Origin of the sequence: Hungatella effluvii (assembly GCF_003201875.1) — a bacterium.
GTDB lineage: Bacteria > Bacillota > Clostridia > Lachnospirales > Lachnospiraceae > Hungatella > Hungatella effluvii.
Genome location: NZ_QJKD01000001.1, coordinates 646803 through 671413 on the forward strand (window position 1 = coordinate 646803; position 24611 = coordinate 671413).

The 24611-nt window shown below is 50.2% G+C and carries 26 protein-coding genes and 1 riboswitch; all 26 genes read right to left on the reverse strand.

The window, feature by feature from the left end:
* Nucleotides 1-142: 142 nt before the first annotated feature.
* A complete protein-coding gene (locus tag DFR60_RS02705) occupies nucleotides 143-598 on the reverse strand; it encodes a GNAT family N-acetyltransferase (RefSeq protein WP_110321502.1) in 456 nt (151 codons plus the stop codon).
* A gap of 106 nt (nucleotides 599-704) precedes the next feature.
* Nucleotides 705-1010 carry a hypothetical protein gene (locus tag DFR60_RS02715; RefSeq protein WP_110321503.1) on the reverse strand — a complete coding sequence of 102 codons (306 nt, stop codon included), beginning with the start codon at nucleotides 1008-1010 and terminating at the stop codon, nucleotides 705-707.
* 42 nt (nucleotides 1011-1052) lie between these two features.
* Nucleotides 1053-1382, reverse strand: coding sequence for a YqfO family protein (locus DFR60_RS02720; protein ID WP_110321504.1), 330 nt, complete (start codon nucleotides 1380-1382; stop codon nucleotides 1053-1055).
* 47 nt (nucleotides 1383-1429) lie between these two features.
* A complete protein-coding gene (locus tag DFR60_RS02725; RefSeq protein ID WP_110321505.1) occupies nucleotides 1430-2287 on the reverse strand; it encodes an alpha/beta fold hydrolase in 858 nt (285 codons plus the stop codon).
* Nucleotides 2274-3482, reverse strand: a complete 1209-nt coding sequence (locus DFR60_RS02730) for a phosphoenolpyruvate hydrolase family protein (RefSeq protein ID WP_110321506.1) — start codon at nucleotides 3480-3482, stop codon at nucleotides 2274-2276. The genes DFR60_RS02725 and DFR60_RS02730 overlap by 14 nt, the downstream gene beginning before the upstream one ends.
* Before the next feature lie 154 nt (nucleotides 3483-3636).
* On the reverse strand, nucleotides 3637-4188 hold the full coding sequence (locus DFR60_RS02735) for a hypothetical protein (RefSeq protein WP_110321507.1): 552 nt from the start codon (nucleotides 4186-4188) through the stop codon (nucleotides 3637-3639).
* 123 nt (nucleotides 4189-4311) lie between these two features.
* Entirely contained in the window at nucleotides 4312-4923 is a 612-nt protein-coding gene (locus DFR60_RS02740) for a sugar O-acetyltransferase (RefSeq protein WP_110321508.1), read from the reverse strand.
* Between the two features lie 24 nt (nucleotides 4924-4947).
* Entirely contained in the window at nucleotides 4948-5943 is a 996-nt protein-coding gene (locus DFR60_RS02745) for an ROK family protein (protein ID WP_110321509.1), read from the reverse strand.
* Nucleotides 5944-6219: 276 nt separating this feature from the next.
* Nucleotides 6220-7155 carry a M14 family metallopeptidase gene (locus DFR60_RS02750; RefSeq protein WP_110321510.1) on the reverse strand — a complete coding sequence of 312 codons (936 nt, stop codon included), beginning with the start codon at nucleotides 7153-7155 and terminating at the stop codon, nucleotides 6220-6222.
* Nucleotides 7152-8090 (reverse strand): M14 family metallopeptidase, encoded by a 939-nt coding sequence (locus DFR60_RS02755; protein WP_110321511.1) that lies wholly within the window; start codon nucleotides 8088-8090, stop codon nucleotides 7152-7154. Before DFR60_RS02755 ends, DFR60_RS02750 begins: the two co-directional genes overlap by 4 nt.
* Nucleotides 8091-8268: 178 nt before the next feature.
* A complete protein-coding gene (locus tag DFR60_RS02760) occupies nucleotides 8269-9351 on the reverse strand; it encodes an ABC-2 transporter permease (RefSeq protein WP_243004963.1) in 1083 nt (360 codons plus the stop codon).
* A complete protein-coding gene (locus DFR60_RS02765; protein WP_110321512.1) occupies nucleotides 9348-10217 on the reverse strand; it encodes an ABC transporter ATP-binding protein in 870 nt (289 codons plus the stop codon). Before DFR60_RS02765 ends, DFR60_RS02760 begins: the two co-directional genes overlap by 4 nt.
* Entirely contained in the window at nucleotides 10202-10981 is a 780-nt protein-coding gene (locus DFR60_RS02770; RefSeq protein ID WP_110321513.1) for a hypothetical protein, read from the reverse strand. The genes DFR60_RS02765 and DFR60_RS02770 overlap by 16 nt, the downstream gene beginning before the upstream one ends.
* A complete protein-coding gene (locus tag DFR60_RS02775) occupies nucleotides 10978-11511 on the reverse strand; it encodes an RNA polymerase sigma factor (protein ID WP_110321514.1) in 534 nt (177 codons plus the stop codon). The genes DFR60_RS02770 and DFR60_RS02775 overlap by 4 nt, the downstream gene beginning before the upstream one ends.
* A gap of 261 nt (nucleotides 11512-11772) precedes the next feature.
* On the reverse strand, nucleotides 11773-12567 hold the full coding sequence (locus DFR60_RS02780) for a class I SAM-dependent methyltransferase (protein WP_110321515.1): 795 nt from the start codon (nucleotides 12565-12567) through the stop codon (nucleotides 11773-11775).
* Between the two features lie 254 nt (nucleotides 12568-12821).
* A complete protein-coding gene (locus DFR60_RS02785; protein ID WP_167437489.1) occupies nucleotides 12822-13757 on the reverse strand; it encodes a LysR family transcriptional regulator in 936 nt (311 codons plus the stop codon).
* A gap of 118 nt (nucleotides 13758-13875) precedes the next feature.
* Entirely contained in the window at nucleotides 13876-14916 is a 1041-nt protein-coding gene (locus tag DFR60_RS02790) for an NAD/NADP octopine/nopaline dehydrogenase family protein (RefSeq protein WP_110321517.1), read from the reverse strand.
* 29 nt (nucleotides 14917-14945) lie between these two features.
* Nucleotides 14946-16250, reverse strand: a complete 1305-nt coding sequence (locus tag DFR60_RS02795) for an L-serine ammonia-lyase, iron-sulfur-dependent, subunit alpha (RefSeq protein ID WP_167437490.1) — start codon at nucleotides 16248-16250, stop codon at nucleotides 14946-14948.
* 13 nt (nucleotides 16251-16263) lie between these two features.
* Nucleotides 16264-17925, reverse strand: a complete 1662-nt coding sequence (locus tag DFR60_RS02800; protein ID WP_110321519.1) for an FAD-dependent oxidoreductase — start codon at nucleotides 17923-17925, stop codon at nucleotides 16264-16266.
* A complete protein-coding gene (locus tag DFR60_RS02805) occupies nucleotides 17918-18169 on the reverse strand; it encodes a 4Fe-4S dicluster domain-containing protein (protein ID WP_055659759.1) in 252 nt (83 codons plus the stop codon). The genes DFR60_RS02800 and DFR60_RS02805 overlap by 8 nt, the downstream gene beginning before the upstream one ends.
* 31 nt (nucleotides 18170-18200) lie before the next feature.
* Complete coding sequence (locus DFR60_RS02810) at nucleotides 18201-19655, reverse strand: SLC13 family permease (RefSeq protein ID WP_110321520.1); 1455 nt, start codon at nucleotides 19653-19655, stop codon at nucleotides 18201-18203.
* Between the two features lie 383 nt (nucleotides 19656-20038).
* Nucleotides 20039-21247, reverse strand: a complete 1209-nt coding sequence (gene cytX, locus DFR60_RS02815) for a putative hydroxymethylpyrimidine transporter CytX (RefSeq protein ID WP_110321521.1) — start codon at nucleotides 21245-21247, stop codon at nucleotides 20039-20041.
* Nucleotides 21237-22040: a bifunctional hydroxymethylpyrimidine kinase/phosphomethylpyrimidine kinase gene (thiD, locus tag DFR60_RS02820; RefSeq protein WP_110321522.1), complete on the reverse strand. Its 804-nt coding sequence runs from the start codon at nucleotides 22038-22040 to the stop codon at nucleotides 21237-21239. Before thiD ends, cytX begins: the two co-directional genes overlap by 11 nt.
* Before the next feature lie 129 nt (nucleotides 22041-22169).
* Nucleotides 22170-22835: an HAD family hydrolase gene (locus DFR60_RS02825; RefSeq protein ID WP_110321523.1), complete on the reverse strand. Its 666-nt coding sequence runs from the start codon at nucleotides 22833-22835 to the stop codon at nucleotides 22170-22172.
* A gap of 36 nt (nucleotides 22836-22871) precedes the next feature.
* Nucleotides 22872-23534, reverse strand: coding sequence for a thiamine phosphate synthase (thiE, locus tag DFR60_RS02830; RefSeq protein WP_110321524.1), 663 nt, complete (start codon nucleotides 23532-23534; stop codon nucleotides 22872-22874).
* Entirely contained in the window at nucleotides 23518-24342 is an 825-nt protein-coding gene (gene thiM / locus DFR60_RS02835; RefSeq protein WP_110321622.1) for a hydroxyethylthiazole kinase, read from the reverse strand. Before thiM ends, thiE begins: the two co-directional genes overlap by 17 nt.
* Before the next feature lie 78 nt (nucleotides 24343-24420).
* Nucleotides 24421-24530: riboswitch (TPP riboswitch) on the reverse strand.
* Nucleotides 24531-24611: the final 81 nt, after the last annotated feature.

Here is a 24611-nt window from a genome sequence, read left to right on the forward strand (position 1 = left end):
TTTACTTTTGGGGACAAAAATGAGAGGCAGCGGTACTTTTGCGGTATCGCTGCCTCTCTGTTCATGATTTGATCTTTTTTCAATTATATAAAGTGATCTTCTATTTCATATACGCATTGATTTCCTATACGCACAATCTTTCTTAGCGTTCCATATAGAAAGTAATAACCTCCACATTTCCATCCATCTCCTTATTCCCAGTATGAAATCCACATTTTTTCGTATAGAATGCAATGTTCTCCTCTTTATCCGCAGGCGTTTCCAGCGTAATCCGCTTCCAGTCAGGATAAACAGACAGCATATGCCGAAATGCTTGTGAACCGATTCCCTTCCCCTGATATTCCGGAATAATACATAAACACCCCAGATGGTACTGTCCATCTCCTCTGTTCACGAGAGAAATCACACCAACAGGGACTTCCTTACTCAAAATAATGTATTTGGGAAATCCGGCAATGGATAATTCCATCGCTTCCTTCGTCTTCCCATACGCCGGGCATTCCCCGCAGCGAATGTAATCCGCATGGAAGGCCGCATTATACATTTCAATCAGAAGTTCCGCGTCGTCCTGCACGGCTTTTCTATAATTCAGTTCCATTTTATCCTGCCTTCCATCATAGCCTCATTTGGCTTACGATATTTTCCACCTGCATATCCAGCATTTCCGCCACGTGTTTGGCGACAGCATGATGCCCCGCCGGATATCAGTCCCCTCCTAAAGTGTTGAAATTATCTGAAATTCCTATTCGGATTAACTCCTCGATGTATTTGGGCGTAAATGCTGCATACCGATCAGATACGTCAAATGGTATTGCCAGATCGCGTACGCCCTTACGGCTGTCTTTTGTAATTCTTAAAACCGGACAATACATATTGCAATATGCAAGAAAGGAATGGTCATCCGCCAAGATATGGACCACCGGTTCGCCCCCGGCCCCCTCCTCTGCAAACCACCAGTACACGTTCCCGTCTATCATAATTTTCCGTTTTCCTTTTTTACTGACTCCCACAACTCCTCCTTTTTATGAAAATACTTCCGGCTTGACTCCCCGTTAGAACTCCAATAGCGGAATGACATTTATGACCGGTTCCTCATATGGGTGAATCTTTTTAACCGTATTGACCGCACTCTCTGCCAGTTCAACCGGACAGCGCACCTCCATTTTGACTTCAGTGCCGCAGCATATTTCTCCAATTGCCCCGTTAAAGGGATTGCTGTTTTCCAATGGTCTCCACGTCCCCTTTATACTATGGTAAGAGACCACGTGATCGTAGTTACCGACCCGGCATGCACCGATCCGCACCAGCGCCTCCCGTATTGGTTCAACATACGCTTCCGGCACGTACAGTTCCATTTTCACATTTTTCACATTGATAGTCATAAGCTTCCTCCTGAACGCAGCTGCATTTTCCGTGAAATACTGACACTTCATTTCAAAAAATCCACGATCCAGCCCTTGACTTTTTCTGGCAGAACGTGCATATGCCCGCTGTCCTTTAATTCATATACCTTACAATTTGGAAATAGCTGTTTTGCTCTGGGCAGCACCTTTTTCGCCGGAAATAAACAATCCTTTTTCGAAGCAATGACAAGTGTTGGAGCATGATATCCCGATAGTTTCCTTCTATCTATATTTGTCGGCATACCGACTTTTGTTTTTACATGTTCAAAGCTGTCTTTTAATATATCTAAGGTGTCTTTATCAAGAACCTCTCTGTGTAATGCCATATAGAGCGCAGTCTTAATCAGATACTTCTCCTTCTTCGTAATGCGGTACTGTAATAGAGGTATCATCATTCTGACAGAGGATACCGGCACCGCGTTATGGATTCCGGCAGGTACAATAAAAACGGCTTTTTCAACTTTTTGCGGAGCCGTACATATTAGCTTTGCCAGGATACCGCCGCCAAACGAGCCCCCAAAACAGGCAATCCTGTCATATCCGATTTTTTCAATAACCTCGCCTGCCCATCGCCCATAGTCGTATCCTCTGGGAGACAGACAGACTTCATCGCTTTTTCCCGGATGTCCGATTGTGTCAACCGCAAAAATATGGAAATCCGCTAAGAGGAAACGGCATAGCAGCAAATTATAGGAAGAGGTACTGTTGCCGCCATGAAAAACGAGTAATGGCCTTCCCTCCTTGTTTCCCGTATCAATGATATGAGTCTTGCCGAAGGATGTATCTGCATAGATATCGGAAAATGGCAGCTGCAGTTTCGCAAGCTGCCTGTCGTATAATTCCAGCGATTTTCTTCGTCCTTCCTCTGATTTATATATGCTCATAACCTTGCTTCCCTTTCCTTGCATATTCCACCGGCGGAATGCCCGTATACTTCTTAAACATTCTGGAAAACTGGGCGTAATCTTCATATCCCACCATGGCGGCAACCTCCTTGCAGGAGGCATTTTTCTGTTCGAACAACTCCTTCGCCTTGTTCATGCGGAACCGCACCAGATACTCTGTGAAGCTGCATCCAACTTCCTTCTTAAATTTGACACTTAAATAAGAACCGGACACGTGGGCTACCACCGCCAAATCTCTCAGCTGTATTTCCTTCATATAGTGCTCTTCGATATATTTTTTCACAAATTCCACGTAATCGCCCGGATTCCAGTTTCCGTTAAGAAGTTTGGACATGGGGTCCTTTTCGTCAAAGCTTCCGTAGCTCTTGAACGCCTTCGTCGTATTTAAAATCGCCCGTTCCGTAGGAATCCGGTCGAAGGTTGAACCGCCTATGTAGCCCTGACATTTTGTATTCTGGTACAGATACAGCATATCAATCGGCGTATTGGCCGGTCCCGCATAGATCATCTTTATGACATCGCTTCGAATCTCGTCACTGGCATTAAATATCTCGTCCGATATCTTTCTCGCATCATTGATGGAGATATACTTTTTCGCCCCCAGAAATCCGCCCTTGGTCAGCCCCAGATGAGCGCAGATCACATCGGCTCCGGCCAGCGTCATCTTCCTGGCCTGCTCCGCGTCCACAACAAAGGCAATGGTAAATAAATCAAGAAAGTGAGCCAGCTTAATGGCCTCCACTTCCTTTTCATAGGTATTCCCCTCTTCGCTCAGTGCTTCCCCGAACTTCCCGTCAATCAGTGACAGCGTCGGGTAATTTACAACGCCGGAAAAACCATTTTCACGGATCTTTTGCAGATAATCATAGAGATTGATCATCGGATCACTGGCAAACAGGCCAAAAAGCACTGGCGTATCCCTTATGATCGGCAAAAGTTCATTGCAGCCCATATCCATCACAATCGTGTTGCTGTCGCCATAACACAGGTAGCTGGAGAAGGAGCTTCTTCCCATAATCCGGAACTTACCGGCGCTCAGCGCCAGAAGTAAATCCGCCCCTCCCATAGCCGAATATCTGGCAGTCATGCCCGAGCCTGCCACCGTACCTATAATGTGTCCATTTACGTTGATCTGCGCACGAAGGCGCTTTAGAATTTCATTTCTGGGAATCATTTTGCCTCCTGGGAGTATATCATGTTCCTTGTATTTTACCGCGTTGCGGGGGAAATGTAAACGTGTTGAGAGAAGATTGCTTCCTCTGTCAGTACAAAAAAACCGGGGGCTTCCGCCCCCGGATCACTATCCATCTGAAAATATTCAACATAGACTACACTCTTCTATATTCCAACGGCAGGTCATAGCCAAACGTCCGTTTTCCATTCACCTCGAAGGTCTCCGAGACCTCCAGCACCTCACTGTCGAATCTCTCCTCCAGCTTAAATTTCAGCACCGGTGAAAACATGCTGACACCTTTGCCGACAAAGGCTCCGTTCTCCTCACGATAAATGATCGGTGTGAACTTCTCTGAAATCTTCAGACTTTCCAGTGCCGTCTCTTTTAAGTTCTCGCAGGTAAAGTTCTCCTTCGTGTATCCCTCTGGTATTTCGTAGGAAGTCAGCTTGATGCCCCCCTCTTCCTCCGTAAACAGGAACAGATGCGGCATCGCATTCGTCTTGCCATCCGTCGTATAATAGCTCTCCTCCAGAACGAATACACCCGAAAAATCTGCCGGCAGCCCCGTTATCCGGTCATTGCACACGGTATTTCTATGTTCCGCCCTGGGATAACCGGTGATCCCTTCTCTTTCGAACCGTTCCAGCTGCTGCGAATTATCAAAATGGCCTGTTAAGTAACCAATAAATTGTTCTATCATCGTCATATGGCATTCTCCTTTCGTATCATATCATTCTCCAGAAATCAGCCATATCATACCACGATAGTAGGAAACTGTAAATAATTCTCAGGGAAAGATCACAAAAGTTTCACACTCTGGCGATCCTGCCTATTTATAATCGTCTACGTCAAACTCCCGGTCTTTGAAATAGTATTTCCGGTCCTCTTCCGTAATGTAGCGGATCACGCGGCAGGGATTACCCACGGCTATCGCATTATCAGGAATATCCTTTGTCACAACGCTGCCGGAACCGATTACAACGTTATTGCCGATATGGACGCCCGGATTGATGACGGAATTCCCGCCGATCCAGACATTATCCCCGATCGTCACGCCGATACCGTACTCATATCCACTGTTTCTCGAATCGGGATGAACCGGATGACCAGCCGTATAGACCGCCACATTGGGGGCAAACATGACATTTTCGCCGATTACCACCTTTGCAACATCCAGGATAACACAGTTGAAATTCGCATAGAAATTATTTCCGGCTTCAATATGGGTTCCATAATCACAGCGGAACGGCGCCTCCACAAAGATATTCTCACCCGTTTTTCCGAATATTTCGCGGATCAGCGCATCTTTCTCTTTTTCCGCCTCTGGGGGCAGATTATTATAGCGGTGAACCCGTTTTCTGCTCTCCTTCCGCTCCTCCTCGAGTCCGTCCTGCCACGCCTTATATGGCAGTTCACTTAACATTCTTTCTCTCTGATTCATCTTTACTTCCTCCTCATTCTATCTCTATTCCATTTCTTCCCACAACGCTTCCAGTGCCAGCCGCTTCATTCCTTCTTCGTAATCTCGTTCCAGATTTTCTGCGAAGATAATATCCATATGGAATTTCCCTTCCAGAAGCCTCTCGCTGTATGCCCTCAGCCGCTCCTTAAGTTCCCCTGTAAAGAAATCACCATAAAATATGAGAGTTTCCGGAGCTACCGTAAACCCATACACCGCGGTCAGCAGCTTTAAGTTCTCCAGGACGTCGCCCTCTCGCCCGTAATCCAGCGAATCCCATGAAACCGGCACGGGAAGGCCGGCGAGCTCGCCAGCGCAGTGGGACGTTCCATAATAAATCTTCCCCTGAATTACGAGTCCTGCGCCCGGCGGATAAATTCTCGGGAGATAAATTCCCGCCACCGTGGTCTTTTCCACGTCCCCTTCCCTGCAGGCGCCGTAGGTCATGGCATTGATATCGTTCTCGAAGACTACCGGAAGATGGTAGCGCTCCTTATAATGGGCCATAAATTCCGGCCCGATGAGCGCCTGGTAATCATGAATGGTCACCACATCATCCACAACCTCCCCCGGGAGTCCAAACGCCAGCAGACCTGTTTCCGGGAAACGGCCTATTACATCGTCAAGAACCGCCTCAAAGCTTTTCACCCGGATTTCGTCAAAATACTCTTCTTTCCGCCATACACACTCGCCCATCAGATTGACGATAGCCAGATGCATCAGATTTCTCCCTTCACTCTGATGGCCGTACAACAGCACCGCATACCGGTAATCCGGCCGGTACCGGTACCGTGCGCTGGGACGTCCTCCCCCGGAAGGGGCCAGCCCCGACTGCACAACCTCACCTGTCTTCAGAAAATCTTCCAGAAGGCTGTTGATCGTGACCACACTCAACCCGGTCCGGTCCGCCAGCTCAGGCTTGGTCGCCTCCTTACACTGCCGGAGAATCCGGCGAAGCTGCCGCTTATTCAATTCCTTCATCAGCTTTGCATCCGCTCCCATGCGCGCCTCCTTTTCTGCTCGGAAGTTCTATATTTTTTCTTTAATAAGTGTTCTTTATAAAGTCTCTTTAATAAGTTATCACAGAAAAAGGAATCTGTCAATCAAATTTGCTTTGAGTCAAATTCCTTTTTGTAGTATACTCAGTATAAAATAAAACCTATTCTACAGAATCCGGAGGAACCTGATATGTGGTTTTGGATTTTTATGTTCTGCTGCAATTTACTGATTCCGTTGATGATGATCATCTTCGGCAGAACCATGTTTAAGCGGCCGCCGTCATTCATGCAGCCGTTTAATAATCTTGAATATAATCGTTCCCTCCATCACCAGCGGCTGGGAATGTGCGAAAAATACAATTCCGTCGGCCGGAGAGAGAATCTGGCTGATCACTTCCCCTTCATAGGGGTCGATGATCTCCGCCAGCACCTCACCCCGCGCGGCCTCTTCGCCCGGCCGGAAACGAGGTTTATAGAGTCCTGCCCGGTCGGTCCTGACGCTGGCGAGATCGCTCTCCTCGATCACCGTGGCGATATAACCGCTGTGGCTCTGATAGCGTACCATTCCCATCCGGGTGAGGAAGCGCAGCACCGCTGCCACCGCCCGCTTCGCCGACTCTTCGTCAATCTTATCGGTAGCACTGGAGTACACGGAAAACGCATTGGTCTGGTTCATCTGCCAGTTATAGTTTAACGTCGTCGTATCAAACGGACTCACCTTCCGGACCACCACATAGGGCAGACCGAATAGGTTCGCCAGGCTCGGGTTCTGGTAGCCCGTGTCCATCATCCGCACATGCGGTACAAAGTCGCCGGGTATGTAGAAACTCGTAAACTGTATGCCATAGTGATACTGACGCGCCACATCGAAGACACCGGACGCGATCCGTTTCGTCGTCTCCCCGCCTGGGTCCCCCGGATACATGCGGTTAATATCGGTATCATCGGTCGGCCAGAAACGCTTGCTGATATTCATGGAGGATGGGTTGACGGAAGGGATCACCAGAATCTCGTTATTTTTTACGATCGCTCCCCGCTCCTCCAGCTCCTTTAATTTCCTGACCAGCTGGGAGCAGATGTAGAGCTGCTGGATTTCATTTCCACGGCAGGCTCCCACGATGCAGGCCGATTTCTCACCTTTTCCGAAATGATATCCGTAGATATTCATATCCGCCCGATACAAATTCTTCAGGGTATAGATGACTTCCTTCCTCATTCGCCCTCACCTCCCAGCACACGTGCAATCAGAGAGCCGTTGGAGACCACAGGATATTCCCGCAGTGTAAAGATCATGCCCTCCACCGGGGATACCACCGTCTCCAGAACAGTCCCGTCAAGAGGATTTAAGATCTCCCCGATCCGTTCCCCCGCTCTCACTATCCCCTGGTGCTCCATCGATGGAAGGAAGATTCCCGCCGTATTGGCGTGAACCAGACCGATTTTTCTGTTATCCGAGGTCATGGGTTCCTTCGGAGCGATCGTCTCCCCTTCCCAGATGCCGAGCCGCTTCATCAGACACAGAATCCCCTCCGTCAGCCGGAGTCCGTAGCTCTTCGTAATCCTCATGCCCACGCCCATTTCCACCACAACCGTAGGCACGCCACAGGTATTCAGCCCGTGGGCCAGAGTGGATTCCAGGACAGTGGCCGCCCCGTGAACCCAGATAAAATCCGTATTAAGCAGCTTTGCGTAGGGAAGCAGCTGTTCGGCCGTCCCCTCACTCATGCGCACCTGCAGGATCTCACGCAGGAAAATATTGCTGGCATGAATATCCACACAGAAATCCGCTCCTGAAATATCTTCCATAATCTGCGTGGCGATATGCTCCGTCACCGCGCCCTCTTCACTTCCCGGGAATATCCGGTTCATGTCGATATCAAATCCGGGGACGCCTCTCGTAATGGAATCCACGCCCAGCGGATTCATGGCCGGATAAATATCCACGATCCCCTTTACCCGTTCCTTCTGTTCCCTCAAAATTCGGTTCAGCTCGTAGCAGACATACTGTCCCTCCAGTTCATCCCCGTGTATGCCGGTCACGATGCAGATCCGTTTCTCATTTCCTGTCATTTTCTCCGGCTGTATTCTGTTTTTAAAGATCGTAAGCCGCTCGTCAATGGCGAGCCCTACGGATGCCACAGTCTCTATCATTTATCTCATCACCCTTTTCGGAAGCTGCGCGTATCAAATGCCTCCCGGCGTAAATACGCCGGAGGGCACTGGTTTCTTTTCAATTCCAGTTAAGGATACCGCAGGCACAAAAAAAGGTCAAGCAAAAGGCACAGGAATCAGAAACAGGACCATACCTCCAGCGCGCAGGCCATGACTTTCAGCAGACCTGATGTCTCGAGAAAATGTATCTGCATCCGCCAACGCCGGCAGCCGCCATCACAACCGCAACGCCCCCGACTGCAATCATAAGCGGAATGGTCAGCCCCGCCGCCGTAAAGCCGCCCACGCTCATGACTCCCGAAACGCTGATACTGTTCACAGGAAACAGCATCAGTATGCGCCTCGCCGCCTCACTCCCCGGATTTAAAAACATGGGAGCCAGATAGGTGACTGCCGCCAGGATAATGGATACGAAGGAGGTCGGACAAAGGACTGAAAACAGCAGAGTAAGCCCGGTCACCGTGATGGTAGACATCATCGCCAGAAACGCCGTTATAAGCGCCGCCTCATAGCATTTGAGCGGCTGCGCAATCCTCGAAAATACCATCAGCTCGCTCAGCTGGATGTCTGTATTCCATCCCTCCAGTCCGCGTCCGACGGCAAACAGCAAAAATCCCACCAGCAGAATTACCGCTTCCATCGTGATGCTGAAGCAGAACGCAGATATCACCTTTGCCAGGACGCACCGTTTCTTCCCATACCGCGAGGTCAGAATCAAGGCGTCCATCCCGCTGGTATACTCGTCGGAAAAGACAGGTGAAACGATAATGACCACCAGAATTCCGGACATCAGAACGATATACATCATGCTGTATAAGAAGGATTCCCACCGGCTGGACATACCGATCACCGGCGGCTCATCAAATTCCGGAAATACCTCCTGCACCGTTTTGCCGTTCCACGTGCCATCCCGCTCCGCAAACAGATTCGCAACCGGATAATACGTATTGTTGGACACGTCCCCCGTCGTCATCCCATCCGTTCTCGGAAACGCAGCCAGAATCGCCTGCACCTTCTCATCGGTCAGGGGACCGGCAAAACGGTTTGCAATCTCCGTGTTGTACCGCTCCGCCTCAGTTCCGTAAATCTGCTCCCCCTCCTGTGTGACGGCCCATTCATTTCCAAAGATCCACGACCAGAGCATGGTGGCGTAAATAAGGGCAAATGCCCCCAGCGCGATGAAAACAAGCTTCTTTTTTAATAATTTAGAAAATTCGAATTTTATTAATTGTTTCATCATCTATTCTCCTCCTCAAAATAGTACAGGTATAAATCTTCCAGAACTGGTTTCACCGGAACGGCATTACCCGCAGGCTTACGCTCGGAAATCACCCGCAGGATAGAAAAATCGCCGTCATTTCTCAGATTACCAATGGTATATTTCTCATTCCAGCGGTCCGCTTCACTGGCCGGTACTCTGCATTCCCAGACAAATCCCGTAATCTCCTTCGTCACTTCTTCCGGTTTTCCCTGATGAACCAGTTTCCCCCCTTTCATGACGAGAATCTCATTGGCAATGTATTCAATATCGGAGACGATATGGGTGGACAGCAGCACAATCTTATCCTTTGAAAAAGAACTAATCAGGTTTCGGAACCGCACCCGCTCCTTCGGATCCAGCCCCGCGGTCGGCTCATCGAGAACGAGGATCTCCGGATCATTGAGCATGGCCTGTGCGATTCCCAGCCTCTGTTTCATCCCGCCGGAAAATGTCTTGATCTTCTTATTTTTCACCTCGGACAGCCCTACCAGTTCCAGAAGTTCCAGTGTCTTTGCCGCCGCGGCGCTCTTCCCCAGCCCCTTCAGCGCCGCCATATACATCATGAATTTATTCGCCGTAAATTCCGGATAATAGCCAAACTGCTGGGGCAGATAACCGAGAACCATCCGGTAGGCGTCCCCCTGTTCCGAGATGGGCCGCCCGTCGTAGAGCACCTCCCCTGAAGTCGGTCTCAAAATATCGCAGATCATGCGCATCAGCGTAGTCTTCCCCGCCCCATTGGCCCCCAAAAGTCCATACACCCCCGCTTCCAGGGTGAAATCCATGCGGTCCACCGCAATTTTCGCTCCATACTGTTTCGTCAGTCTGTCTATCCGAAGTTCCATATGACTGTCTCCTCTCTATCCATCTGTTTTATTACCCCGTATCCGCTCACAAGCAGGAGGACGAAGCCCGCTATTCCGATACCCGCCGCCATTCCCACCGAAACCGTAACAGACAGCTCCGGAAGATACTGCCTAAGCATCAGGATTCCTCCCGCCATAAAAATCCCCGCCGCGGTGAGTACATACCCGCTGCAGTGGCGTTTCAGCACTTGAAACAGCCCCAGATATACCGCGTTCGACACCTGGAACGGCAGAAGCAGGGCGAGGACAGCCTCCGTAAATCCGGTTCCCCGGCTTCCCACAGCCGCCATCAGAAAAATCAGGAACACGCCGTCCACCGTTCCCAGAACCGCCATCTTGGCAGCCATCAGCTTTCTTAAATTAAAGCAACAGCTCTGCTCCAGTTCCCACATTCCAAGGCTGAAGCTCTTTGTAAGCTCCGGAACACAGATCACCCCCAGAAACGGAATCATGGCCGACAAATTCCAGAGATACCATTCCTCCGTCTGCCTGCCCGAAACCCATATGGCCAGAAGCAGAAATACTGCCTGTAAAATCCAGACCGACGGCGATATAAACCGGGCCAGCCGCCACATATGGTGCCACATGCCCGGAGCCGGTGTCAGGCGCTTCTTATCCAGCTCCTCACTTAAAAGAACCCGTAATTTCTGCTCCTGAAGCGCTGTCATATCCGGCGCCTCGTGCTGCCTCAGCGCGCTTCTCATCGCTCTCTCCTCATCGGAGACTCCAAACAGCCATTTCATATCTGTAAATCACCGTCCTTTCCTAAGAACTGCTTCATCTTTTCCATTCCCTGTTTCAATCGGGATTTCACGGTGGGGATTCCCGCCCCCACGACTGCGGCGATTTCCTTCAGCTTCATATCATAATAGAATCTTAGAATAATCACATCCTTCTGCATCTCCGGAAGCCTGTTTAATGCCGCCTGTACGCTGTCCCGCATTTCCGCCCGGCGGTATCCCTCCTCTTCCTCCTGTACGCCTTCCAGCGCCTCCTCTTCCATGGTTACGAATTTCCTGCTGCGAAAGAAATCGCTGCACACGTTCCGCGCAATTCCAAAAATCCAGGCCCGGAAATGATTCCGCTCCGTATACCCATCCAGAAACCGGATCACATGGAGGAACGTCTCCTGAGTGCAGTCATAGGCGCTCTCCGCGTCTCCCGTCTTATAGAAACAGAAATGGTAGATTTCCTGATAATATTCTTTTACCAGGGTCTCAAACAGCGCCTTTTCCCCCTGTTTGATCCTCCTGATTATCTCTTTCTCATTCACTCCCTGTCACCGCCCTTTTTCTGATTTCTGCCCGGTTTTGTCTGGCTTCCTTTGTGTTACATATAATATAACGCGGAAAACTTAAGAAAGGATTTAAATAAAATGGAAAATTTAACAGAAGGAGGAGGTTTCAGAAAAACACAAAGGGCGAAAGCATCTTCTGCTTTCGCCCTCCCGGCCTTTCTTAAGCGGAGCCGGCCGCTTTCTCATTGCTGTCACATGATGATCCGGCGGCAGACAACTGCAAACCGCTCAGAACAATCACCTGCATTTTTCAGCAGTGAGTATATAAGACAACGGAAAACCCTTTCCGTCATACACTTCAGTTAAGCCGATATCATAATCGAACTCCTTCAGCCTGACGATCCTCATCTGCGAATCGCTGGCCGCGTTGATTATGGCCGACATGGTATGGGAGAAACTGGTGAATGTCTTTGACTCATACTGCTCAGACATATATCCCATCCCCTCGTTTTCGATCCATGGTTCATTTCTGAAATAAGAATAGACAACTCTGTTTAAATGCTCCCTGTCAAATTCAGGCTCGCCCGGCATGGGCAGCATGTTCATGACTGGGTGAAAATCATGGATCAATAAGATACCGCCTGGCTTTAGGCAATCCGATACCTTCTGAAACAGCGGCTTCAAATCCTCAAACCATGTAATCGCTCCGATTGTAAACAGGATAAAATCAAAGCTGTTGTGATACTTCTCATCAATATCCAGAATATTGCACGAGACAAACCGGCAGTTCGAAATGCCTGCCTTTTCAGCTGTTTCAGACGCCTGTGCGATGATATTTTCCGCAATATCAAAGCCGGTTCCGCTCTCCGCGCCAAGCTGCATGAGAGACAGCAGCTCCCGCCCGTTATTACAGCAGAACTGTGCAGCGCTCTTTCCTTTAAAATCCATGGAACGAAGTTCCGCCGCCATGTCCTCACAAAAAAACGGGAGATCCTCGTTCAATAAACGCTTATAGTTCTCTTCTCCCCAACCATCCTGTTTATGGTCAAATGCCTCTTCCCAGGCTGCTTTATTATTTCCTATATAATCCATCTTCTGCTCCTTTGGGAGAGCTACCCTAACGATGCCCTCCGCTTAAATAAATTTTTCAGTTCCATACCGTTACCTCCTTTCATATTTATTATTACAATACCAGCATGGTATTCTAACCTGGTTACTACTTAGAAACAGCCGCGGTCATCAAGCGCCGCGGCTGTTTCCATACGTATTTCATTTTATCATATTTTTTAGGGAATTTCTATATATTTTCTGTATATTTATGAAACTCCGAGCCGAATAGCTCTTTTTTACTCCGTATCCTGGTAAGGCTCCAGATACCTTAAGACCTCATCCAGAAACAGCTCCTGAGGCTGGCCAAACGATTCTTCCCGATACACCAGCAGATACTTAAGATCATAACGCTGGTCCATCTCGATCGGGTATAGCGGAGTGCTGAACAACGGATTCGTCATGTCCAGAGAAACACGTGGAACCAACTGGATACAATTTCGCTTAATCGTATACAGACGGGAAACGCCCACATCCCCCAGGCAGGTAATGGACTTGGTATAGCCCCGTTTCCGCATCTCGCAAAACAGGGACCAGTAAACTAAGTCCTCCGCCCGGACAAAACCGGTGGCGATCTCGTAAGGCATCATATCCTCCAGCGATACCTGATCCCGCCCATATAGAGGATGCTGTCCACTCACCCCCACAACCAAATGAGATTTCAGAATATCCCAACTGGTCAGCTGGCTGTACTCCACCTTTGCCCGAACGTATTTTTCATTAAACTGATTGATCTGAAAAATCCCAAGGTCCAGACTGCCGTCAGAAAGTTCACTCAGTATCTGCCTCTGGTTGTTTCCTTTCAGCGCCACAGAAATATCCGGGTAGTGTTCCTTTAAATTAACAGCTGTGTTGCCCAGAATATTCATGCAGCAGTATCCGTCCCCGCCGACAGTTACATTCCCCCGAATCTTTCCGGAGACTCTTCCCCGGACGTCCTTAATATCATCCATATGCCGGCAAATAATTTTGGCATTTTCCAGAATATACTGACCTTCAGCCGTGATATGGACTCCCTTACTGCCCCGCCGCAGCAGCTCCACGCCGAGTTCTGTTTCCAGCGTCTTGATCGATGTGCTGATGGATGACTGCGATGTATATAGCTCCCGGGCTGCCCGGGAGATGGATCCATATTTTTCTACCGCAATCAAATATTCCAGTTGTGTCAGCTGCATATAATGCCCCTCCATGATGGACTCTGAGTACTGTCCTGTACTCCATTATATCAAAACCTGCTTCCACTTTACAACTGTAACGTGCCGGAAATTATAATCCAATGAAAAAACTTTTTTCTCAACAAATATCCATCGCATCGTTTCCCAGCCATTCCCACGTACGCCCGGTCCGGCGGTAATCTTTCCCGGTCAGCCTACTGGCCAAAGTCAGAAACGCCTCAGTAACCGGCACCTCCACACCGCACTTTTCAGCCAGAGAGACCAGCAGCGCCACACCGCAGCCTGCATCTTCCGTAATATACCGGTGATGCAGGCCATCCGGACCCGAAAGATTACGAAAAGCCTCCAGTTCTGGATAGGTTCCGCGCTCTTTCAGCATGTTCATAAATGGCCGTACCGGCGCAGCATACCATTCCATCTCCAGTGCATTCAACACCCAGCTTCGCTCCTCCTCCAATAGTTCCAGACATCGGATATAGGCGTCATTAATACCATCTGTAAAAAGTGCAAAATTTTCTTTTTTCTGCTCGATTCCCCCCAGGTTCAACAGCGTACCGGACAGATGAGTAAGTATATTGGGAGAATTTAAGCAGTTCTCCACCAGATTAGCCCCGGCTGTTAAAGAAAACAGATCCCCGAAACAATCCAGAGCCTTAAGCGTATCCGATGACGGAAACGCTGCAGCCCGCTTCTGCCCCGGAGGCATCGCAGACACATAGCGGCCCGGCTCCATACGCCGGCAGGCCCAAAGGCACTCAGCCATCTCAGCCAGCAGGCCGTGATTTACCCCTTCCCTTCTGAACACCCGGTGAAATACCACAGTGCCCAGATTACCTGGCATAAGAAGAATATTATGGTCTGCGCAGACCCAGGGCGCCATCCATGCGGCGGTCTCCTCCTGCCGTCCACTGGACACACATACCAGAACCCTCTTCGCCTCCATGGCATCTGCAATACTGTAAGTCAACACTGCGGGGCAAAGTCCCGGGATCAGACCGGGACCTTCTACCACAATTCCTTTCCGGGCAATGGCTGCAAAGTCTTCTTCACACTGTTCTTTCCTGTCACACAGAATCACGTCATAACCATTTCCGGTTAGCCAGGCTGCCGTAACGGCCCCGGCAGCCCCAGCACCCACAACTGCAATTCGTTCCTTCATATTTACACTTCCCTATGACTTTTTCTGTATTATTGTTTCTGCCGTTCTTCAAAACTTGTCAGAGGAAAAATACTGCGCTTCTCAAAAAGGAGCCGGCATAAATCCCGATCACTGCCAACCATTGCATACAGGGCAGTTTTTCCGATAATCTCAATAGAATCGTCTATCGTTGCTCCCAGAACGCCCTGGTTATTGGCAATTTTCACATTGCTCAGCGCCAGATCGGAACACTCCAGCGCAACGCCCGTTCCCGAAGAAATACGCAGGGCGCAGGCCAGTTTTGCCCCGTCACACACGACACCGAACACATTGGGGATAGTATTCTGCATGGCGGCGGCCACCTGCTCGTAAGTCCCCTTTCTCATGAGAGTAGCCCCAGCTGCGACCCCCAGGGCTGCAGCCACCTCACAGGAACACATCGAAGGCGCCTTTCCTATACGGTGAATAATCGATATGGCGGTCAGATAACTGAGAGCAATCCCCCGCAGCAGGTCTGTCTCCTCCAGATTAAAATCTTCGGCTATGCTGACCAGGGGCATAGATGCGGCGATTCCCACATTCCCCTTATTTCCGCAGGTCATAGCCGGGTGACTGACACCAGACATGCGAGCCTCACATCCGGCAGCCGCATACGCCTTCGCCCTGGTAATATAGTTCTGGTATTGGCTGTGGTATAGCTCGTATCCGATACCCGCTCCCAGACGATCTTCCAGCGTAGCGTCAGCAAGACGGCGATTATAGGTCACTGCCTCTTTTAAAAATGCCAGTTCTTCTTCCTTTAAGCCGGCGGCCATATCATAGAAGTCCTTCACCTTATATTTCAGGATCGGCAGCCTGCCGGACTGGGCCGAGATATCCGGCTCCAGCTCCAGCAGAATTTCACCATTACACTCCTTCAAGATCAGTCCGTCACTGCGCTGGGAGACCACGGCCCGTCCGGTTCCCTTATCTGTATGTACCGCAATATCGCAGTAAATCTCCAGTTCCTGTAAATTCCATTGTGGATTCACCTTCACGCGTTCCGCTACTTTCCTGGCTCTGGCTTCTCCTTCTGGCGTCACGGTATGAAGCACTTCAAGGCCCGCATGAGGGTCTCCGCACACCGCCCCCAGAGCGATGGCCATCTCCACGCCCAGCATGCGGGAGCCTGGAAATGCAACGTCGTCATTCTTCGCACTCATACACCAGTCAAGCGTGGCATCGATCGATTCGATCTCACCACCGATGGCGTCATATGCCTGTGCGGCACAGAAGCAAATCGCAATCGGTCCGGTACACCCCAGAGCGGGCTTAATTTCAGCCCGCAAAATACTATAAAGTTCCGTATCATTCATTTCTGAATCCTCCTTAAAGCTTCTGCATTTCCGTATGATCCCTGCCATCTATTTTTTGAATGGTCATGGACAGAGAATTCCACAAAGGATTTGTATAGGGATAGTCAACGCGTTTATGCAGCCCCCTGCTCTCTCTGCGTGCCAGGGCAGACAGCAGGATTAAACGGCCAAGGGCCAGAATATCAAATGCTTCCAGGGCACGCATCAGCTCGTGGGAGTTTGCACATTTAATCCGCCGGCGGGCAATCTGATTTAACTCCTCCAGATAACACACGCCGCTGGAGAGAAGCGTTTCTGAACGCGGCGTTTCGATGCTCGCGTAATCCCTCATAATGTTCTGCACGGCATGATTTAACTCCTCCCAGTGAGATCCCTCCTCACGCTCCATCAGCGAACTGTAAAAGCTCTGAGCCTCCAGGACCTCGGGAGCACCGGCAATGTCTGCAAATCTGTCCACGCCTTTGACGTACTCGGAGGCATTTTCCCCTGCAATCCGGCCGGTAACCGCTGCTCCGCTGACGCCGCAGAAGAAGTTGCCGCACTCATCGCCGGCGCTGTATAAACCAGGCGTACTGGTCTCGCATTTTTCATTGATACAGGTGCCGCTGTACTGGATATGAGGCAGATAACGCCCCCATTCAATCATATCTTCCTCCAGATGAATATCCTGCTGTTCCATCGCATCCAAAAGCGAACTGATCCCTTCACTGTAAAAGCATTCTTTCATGTGCTCCATGGTATCCGTCGGATTTTCCGTGCAGTCCATAAAGACAGGGCCGGTACCATTTTTCTTACTCAGGTCAAAGACTTCGTGACAGATATCAGTGGTAATATCCTGCTCGCCCGGTTCCGGCCGGCCGACAATTCCTACGGCATTTCCATCCGCGTCGCAGCAGGCCCCGATCCAGGTTCCCTTCCCTCCGCGGACAAAGTAGCGCGGTCCGATATGCGCTCTGGGCTTATCGAAATTGACCATGGCGGCGCCAATCTCGTAGGATGCCACCCGTCCGGTACCTGTACCTGCCGGGCAGTTCGCTACGTTGAATAAGCAGGACGGTGCAGCGGAGGGATAAACGCGGGCACCTGTTCCGGTAACGCTGATGATACTCTTGGCTTCATACAGGGTAATCTCCGGTTCCGATCTGGATATATCTATGGCAATGGCGCCCACCACACGTCCCTCCCGGGAAATATAACGGGTGACGCTGGTTCGGTTATCAATCACGACACCGAGCCGGCGTGCCTCATTTGTCAGACACTTTTTCTGGTCGCGTCCATCTATTTTCAAAAAGCAGCGGGGATGACCAGGCAGAGAGTGACCTTCAAACACATACTCATCACCAAAGGGCCGCATATTGATGCCCCATTTTTCCCAGTCCTTCACGATCTCAAAGGAACGTTCCACGAATACCCGCTGAACCTTGGGATCTGCGCCTTTGCACATTCCCAGTTCCAGTTCGTGCATATAAGATTCCACACTCTCGTGGTATCCCGGAATATAACAACCGAAATGGTCATTACCGGTTGCGCCTCCGCCGCTTCGGCGGGTGTCGGCCTTCTCTGCCACAATGACCCCGGCCCCCCGCTCAGCGGCCGCGATGGCTGCCATCAGTCCGGCGGTCCCGCCGCCGACAATCAGTATGTCACACTGTTTTGGTGGATTAACCCTAATCATTCCTGGCACCTTCTTTCTTCGTATTACACTTGGGTCTCCGCAGCAGCATCATGGGAAGCGGATAATGCATGGAGATCGCTCCGACCGGACAGTCAAATTCACAGGCGCGGCAGTGCCAGCACTCGTTGGGATAAAGGACCTCCGGTATCTGCCCCTTAACAACCGGACCGTAAACATCCAGCGGGCATATCTGCGCACAGGTCGTGCAGCTGATACATTTTGTTTTGTCAATTACAGGCGGCATATTTAAAACTCCTTTCCATAAATATTCTTGATTACAGACCAAAGATCCCGGCCACGATGGAGATGACCAGCCAAGCGCTGATACAGGCCATTGGGCCAATTTTCCAAAGCCTTCTGGTACCAATCCACTCATTGCCGTTAATTAAGGCCGCGGTTGAAGAGCCGCTGGGGAATAGCACCGAAATATGGACACACATAACAACCGTAACTACTGCGGCAGTAGGGTTCATTCCCACGCTCTGTGTGGCGGCAAAGACTGCTGCCATCAAGATCATTCCCACAGGGCCGTTGGTCATCACATTCGTAATAAGCGTCGCAGCCAGACCGATAAGCAGGACAAATACGAAGGCTGAAGTGTTTGTGGCCAGCGGATTGATAATCGCCTTCAGCGCCGCCGGAAAGCCGCTCGCTTCATTGCTCATGGCATTCGCTACCGGTATTGCAGCTGCCAGCAGCAAAATGGAATTCCACTCGACATTGCCTACCATCTTTTTGAAATCAATGATGGGGGCCCCATCAATGCGGATCAGACACATCAGCATGACCAGCAGAATACAGATTCCTGTACTGCCGATTTTCTTCAGAAATGCAATGGCAAAAAATGTGGAGTTCGGGAAAAATCCCGGAAGCAGCATCATGACCATCAGCATGACCAGGAAGAACAGGACCACCTTCTGCACTCTGTTCATCTTAATTCCGTCGTCCCCCACGAGCGACCGGGAATCCAGGTCAATTAAACTGCTCATATCCGGCTTAAAAATCATTTTTGCTCCAAGCAGATAAACGATAATACACAGCACTGTCGCCAGGATTACGATCAGCATATACGGCCCCAATGGTATAGAATGGCCGGCCAGGCTCTCGTAAACTCCCATCACCAACAGTGGGATGGATTTAAATGGGATAATACAGTCACCGATCTGAGCGACAAACGCAGTACCAAAAATCAGGATCAGCGGGTAACTGTCGCCTTTTTTGAATCCGCACTGCTCACTGATTACATAAGCCAGACTCCATCCAATCACAATGGTGGGAGTTGCACTGGTAACACCTCCAAGAAATGCCATGACCATCAGGAACACAAAGGTAAACACCCAGGGCCGGCCTAATACCATTTTTCTGGTAATGCTCCATACGGCGATAATCCGCGAGAGTCCGTAGTGTGCAAAGGTTCCGCAAAAAATAAAAATAAAGAACATCAGCACTACGTTGGCTTCACCGAAACTGGACTTGATCACTTCTCCTGCAGTCATATACCCGGTCTGCATCAGCGCAATGAGGCCGGCCAGGCTCGGCCAGGCGATTCCTACAAAGATCCATCCATACACCATTCCCAGGAAAATCCCCAAAATCTGCATTCCCAGAACTGTGATTGGATCTATGGGCGGCAGATAGCCGAACCCAAACATAATGATCAGGCAAACCGCAGAATTAATATAGTATTTTACGTTCCTGCTTTTCTCTGTTGCTGTTAAATCAGCAGCCATCTTTTTATTCCTCCTCCGTTATTAAAGTAATTCCTCCTGCCGGTCACACGGCCGTACATTGACCGGCGTTCCCTTCTTTATCCCCCTGTTCCCCCCTTTTTTATTTATACAAAAAGTCTAACACTCCTCTGCTCAAATGAAAAGAATCGAATATTGATACGAAACCATCAAAAAATCAGATAGCATGATTTAATTATAACCTCACATTTTTACCACTTTGAGAAGTCACTCTATTTACCGCTGGCTCTTTCTCTTAAATGGCATAGAAAAAGCGGCGTTTCTGCTTCCTCTTTATGAGAAGCAGTAAACGCCGCTGCAATGGTATATTGTAGATAATAAACTCTTATTTCCTGTGGTGTATTTCCTGTCCTTTATTTCCTGTCCTAAACGCTCTTCAGCTCTGCCTTATTCACCTTTTTTCTGCCTGCCGCACTGCTGACCGCATGATACACGAGACAGATGCCAATCGTAACCGCCATATCCGGCAGTGTATTTCCCACCGGAATGTCCACACGCATCAGAATCCGGTAGAGGACAAACCCGCATGCCCAGATCACCAGGTTGGGTACATGAAACCGTACGGTTCTGAAATCATTTTTCAGGATAAACGTATCGGCGATCTGGATCGCAATCATCGGTGCGAACACGGAACCAATAAGATACAGAAAATTAGTAATATTGTCCATGGGGTATACGATGGCTGCGATCGTACCGATCACTGTTACCGCGATGGCCGCCCATTTCTCCTTAACTGCCCTGGATATTACCGTGCTGGAGACACCGGCGGAAAAAGCGTCCAGAAACGTAGTGGTAACCGTGGAGAGAACGATAATGAACAGCCCGGCAACGCCCAGCCCCGCTTTGACCATAATCACTGCGATATCGTATGTACCGGTAAAGAGCGCCGCTCCCATTCCTATAATATACATGAAGCAGCTAACCACACCGTAGACCAGTGTACTCGCAAACGTTGCCTGAAACGGCTTTTTCGCCTCTCTCGTATAATCGCTGATTAACGGAAGCCAGGACAGCGGCATGGCCACAGACAGTTCCACCGCCGCACCGAAGCTCATACCTTCTTCTGATACGATGCCGCTTCCGCCGTGGCTGGAAAATATCACCTTTCCAAGAATCAGCGTCAGAATAAACAGAAGTGCCATGGCCACCGTGTTGAGTTTTCCCAGATTTTTAAGTCCAATCAGGATCCAGACGATGATCAGGCCCCCGATCACGAGACACCAGACCCAGGCGCCGGTGCCGTAAATGCTGTTAGCCGCCAGCGCGCCGTCATAGATCATGATCGCGGTCCATCCCACCAGCTGCAGAACATTTAACACGGCAAACAGGAGGCAGCCCTTACTGCCGAAGCTAAGTTTTACCGTCTCCATGGCGCTGAGCCGTTTCATGCCTCCGATAAGACCGGCGAAAAACAGCATGGTACAGCCGATTAAATGTCCCAGCAAAATGGCGGCCAGCCCTTTTTCAAACCCCAAAGGAGCCAGATACGTTCCGGTCAGAATCTCCGCAATGGAGACACCTGCTCCAAACCAGATCAGGCCGTTGTTTAACGTGCTCGTCCCTTTATTTTCCATCGCCATACTCCCCCTCAATGGCAAACGCATGGTTCATGGGGCCGCTTCCCTTTCCCAAATCCAGCATATCTCCGAGTGCGCCGGATAAATACGCCTTCGCCCTGCGCACAGATTCCGCAAGTCCGCGGCCCTTTGCCAGGTTAGACGCGATGGCGCTGGACAGCGTGCAGCCGGTGCCGTGGGTATTGGAAGTGGCAATCCGTTTTCCATAGAACCAGAGATTCTCCCCATCCGCATACAGCAGATCATTGGCATCGTTAAGCTGATGGCCGCCTTTGCAGAGAACGGCACAGTGCCAGGTATCCCCTACCGACTTCGCAGCCCGTTCCATATCCTTATCTGACTGAATCGTCATACCGGATAACACTTCCATCTCCGGAATATTGGGTGTGATCACATCCGCCAGCGGAATCAGAACTTCCTTCAGCGTGGATATGGCCTCGTCGCTGATCAGCTTCGATCCCGCCGTCGCTACCATGACAGGGTCGAGGACGATATTCTTCGCGTGGTACTGTTTCAGTTTTTCTGCAATCACTCTGATCAGAGCACTGGACGAAACCATACCGATCTTCACCGCATCCGGGAAAATATCCGTAAATACATCGTCAAGCTGCTCTGCCAAAAATTCCGGAGTCACCTCCATGATACCTGTTACGCCGGTAGTATTCTGGGCTACGACAGCCGTGATGGCGCTCATACCGTAGACCCTGTGGGCGGTCATTGTCTTCAAATCCGCCTGAATTCCGGCGCCTCCGCTGGGATCTGTCCCAGCGATTGTTAATGCTGTTTTCATTTCTTTTTCTCCTATTCGCATTATTTTTGTTAAGCGACCGAAGGTGGTGCCCCCAATCTGCCGCTGGCTTACGGGACGGTTCCGCCATAATATATTTACGGACGTTCACCGCCTCATTCTATTTCATTTTCATTCACCGTCTCCGGAAGCAATCCGGTAAAAGGCGGGGAAATCATTGAAATCCTTTAGATAGTAATCGGAAATCTTCTTTAACGCTTCCTGATCCATTCCGCTGGCCTCATCATATACTCCTGCAACCGCAAATCCTGCATGTTTCGCGGTTACTGCCGCATGGAGGGCATCCTCAAACACCCATGTCCGCGTTTTCTCTGTTCCCAAACAGGAGAGAGCCTCGTAATAGATATCCGGCCGGTCCTTTCCAGCCCCGACCTCCGTGCAGGTAAATATCTGCCGGAAGAACGTCTTAAGACCGCATCGGGAAAGCGCCGCCTCCACTTCCTTCCGGCTGCTGGAGGTCGCCGCAGCCATCACAAAACCGTGTTTTCCAAGCTGGGTAAGAAACTCCGGAACCCCTGCTTTCGGAAGAACTTCCTCCCTGTAATACCGGCTTACGTTTTCTTCCACGCCGCTTACAATTTCCGCTTCGGTCTGTGCCAGGCAGTACTGCTCCCTCATATATCCGGCCGCCTGCTCCATACTCATGGGAAGCAGATGTCTTCCAAGCCCCGGTTCGGCCTTGATGCCGAGGCGGGCTAAATACCACTCTCCGGCATGATCCCACATGGACATGGAATCCAGAAGTGTTCCGTCGATATCAAATATAACTCCCTTCATCGGTCGTTCCTTTCTCTGACTGTGTGATACTGGTTTTTATTCCTTTTCTGTTATAGCCGCGGCCACGCATTTCAACCTCCTGGCGGCCTCCTCAATATCGTCCTCAGCGAAGATGGCACTTACGACAGCTACGCCGCAGATACCGCTTCCTGCCAAATGCTTCATATTTTCCGCTGTAATTCCGCCGATCGCCACAACCGGGATATGTACCGCCGCACAGATGTTCTTTAACGTCTGACCGCTTACATCGCTGGCATCTTTTTTCGTACCCGTGTGGAATACGGCTCCTACCCCCAGGTAATCGGCTCCGTGCTTCTCCGCCAGAAGCGCCTGTTCCACGGTCTGAGCCGACACACCGATAATCTTTCCTTCTCCAAGTCTCCGGCGGACATCTCCGGCCTCCATATCACTCTGCCCTACATGGACGCCATCTGCGTCCACGGCTGCTGCGATCTCTACGCTGTCGTTGACTAAAAACGGCACTCCATAACGCCCGCACAGCTCCTTGATGGACCTGGCTTCATCCAGAAATGCCTCTTCCGACAGATCCTTTTCTCTTAACTGAATCATTGTGGCGCCGCCCTTCAGCGCCTTTTCCACCTGACTGTACAGAGTCTCCTCTCCCAGCCAGCTTCTGTCTGTTACTGCATACAGCAGAAGGCTGCTGCTGTTTAGCAGGCTGTTACTGTCTAATTTCATACCTGGCTCCTTTCTCCAGTGTATCGCCATCCATCCGGTAAATCGCGTCAATAATCCGGTTCCGGTATGTGGCATTTCCCTCATAGCTTTCCAGATGGCTCCATCCGATCTCCCCCGCAAGTCCCATGGCGCAGACAGCTGCTGCCGCTGCCTCCAGACGATTGTCCGGGTTTGCCGTCATATATGCGGTCATAAGCCCGGAAAGCTGACAGCCGGTTCCGGTAATCTGACCCATTTCCGGCCGGCCGTTGCGGATCACGTAAGTGCTGTTTCCGTCAGATACCAGATCAATCGCACCGGTAACCGCGATGATGCAGCCAAGGCCAGCCGCCATTTCCTTCACAAATGTGACAGCCCTGGAAAGATTGTCCTCCGTTACAGCGTCTGCCGCATCCGCATCGACGCCTTTCGTGCGTCCGAAGCCTCTGGCCAGTGTCTTGATCTCGGAAATATTTCCGCGGATCACATCGAAGCGTACTTCCTTCATCAGATTTAAAGCCGTCTCGGTCCGAAATGTACCCGCTCCCGCTCCAACCGGATCCAGCAGGACCTGATGGCCCAGCTCATTGGCTTTTTTTCCGGCCAGCAGCATGGACGGAACCGTATTTTGATTCAGCGTGCCGATATTAATGTTTAAACCGCCGCAGATTGTGGTGATGTCCTCCACATCGTTCCTGTCATCCGCCATAATCGGACTTGCTCCGCAGGCCAGCAGGATGTTGGCTACGTCGTTTACCGTGACGTAATTTGTGATGTTATGAACCAGCGGCGACTTCTTTCTGACATTTTCCAGACATTCTTTTAACATGATATTCTCCTTCTCTTCTTTGGTAAGGACTATAAAAAAAGCTGCAATAACACCCACAGGTATCATTGCAGCATAAAATACATGCTTTTCTATGTTCCCTACGTTGGCATTATCCAAATCAGGTTAATGGGTCAAGGCAAAACAGCCTACTCTCAGCCCGCTTTCAGCGAGCACCCCGTTTTTGATTACAGGTACATTATACTACGATTGGAGATTAATTCAAGTATAAAATATTTGACACATCTCTCGAATATTACTGATTGATTTTC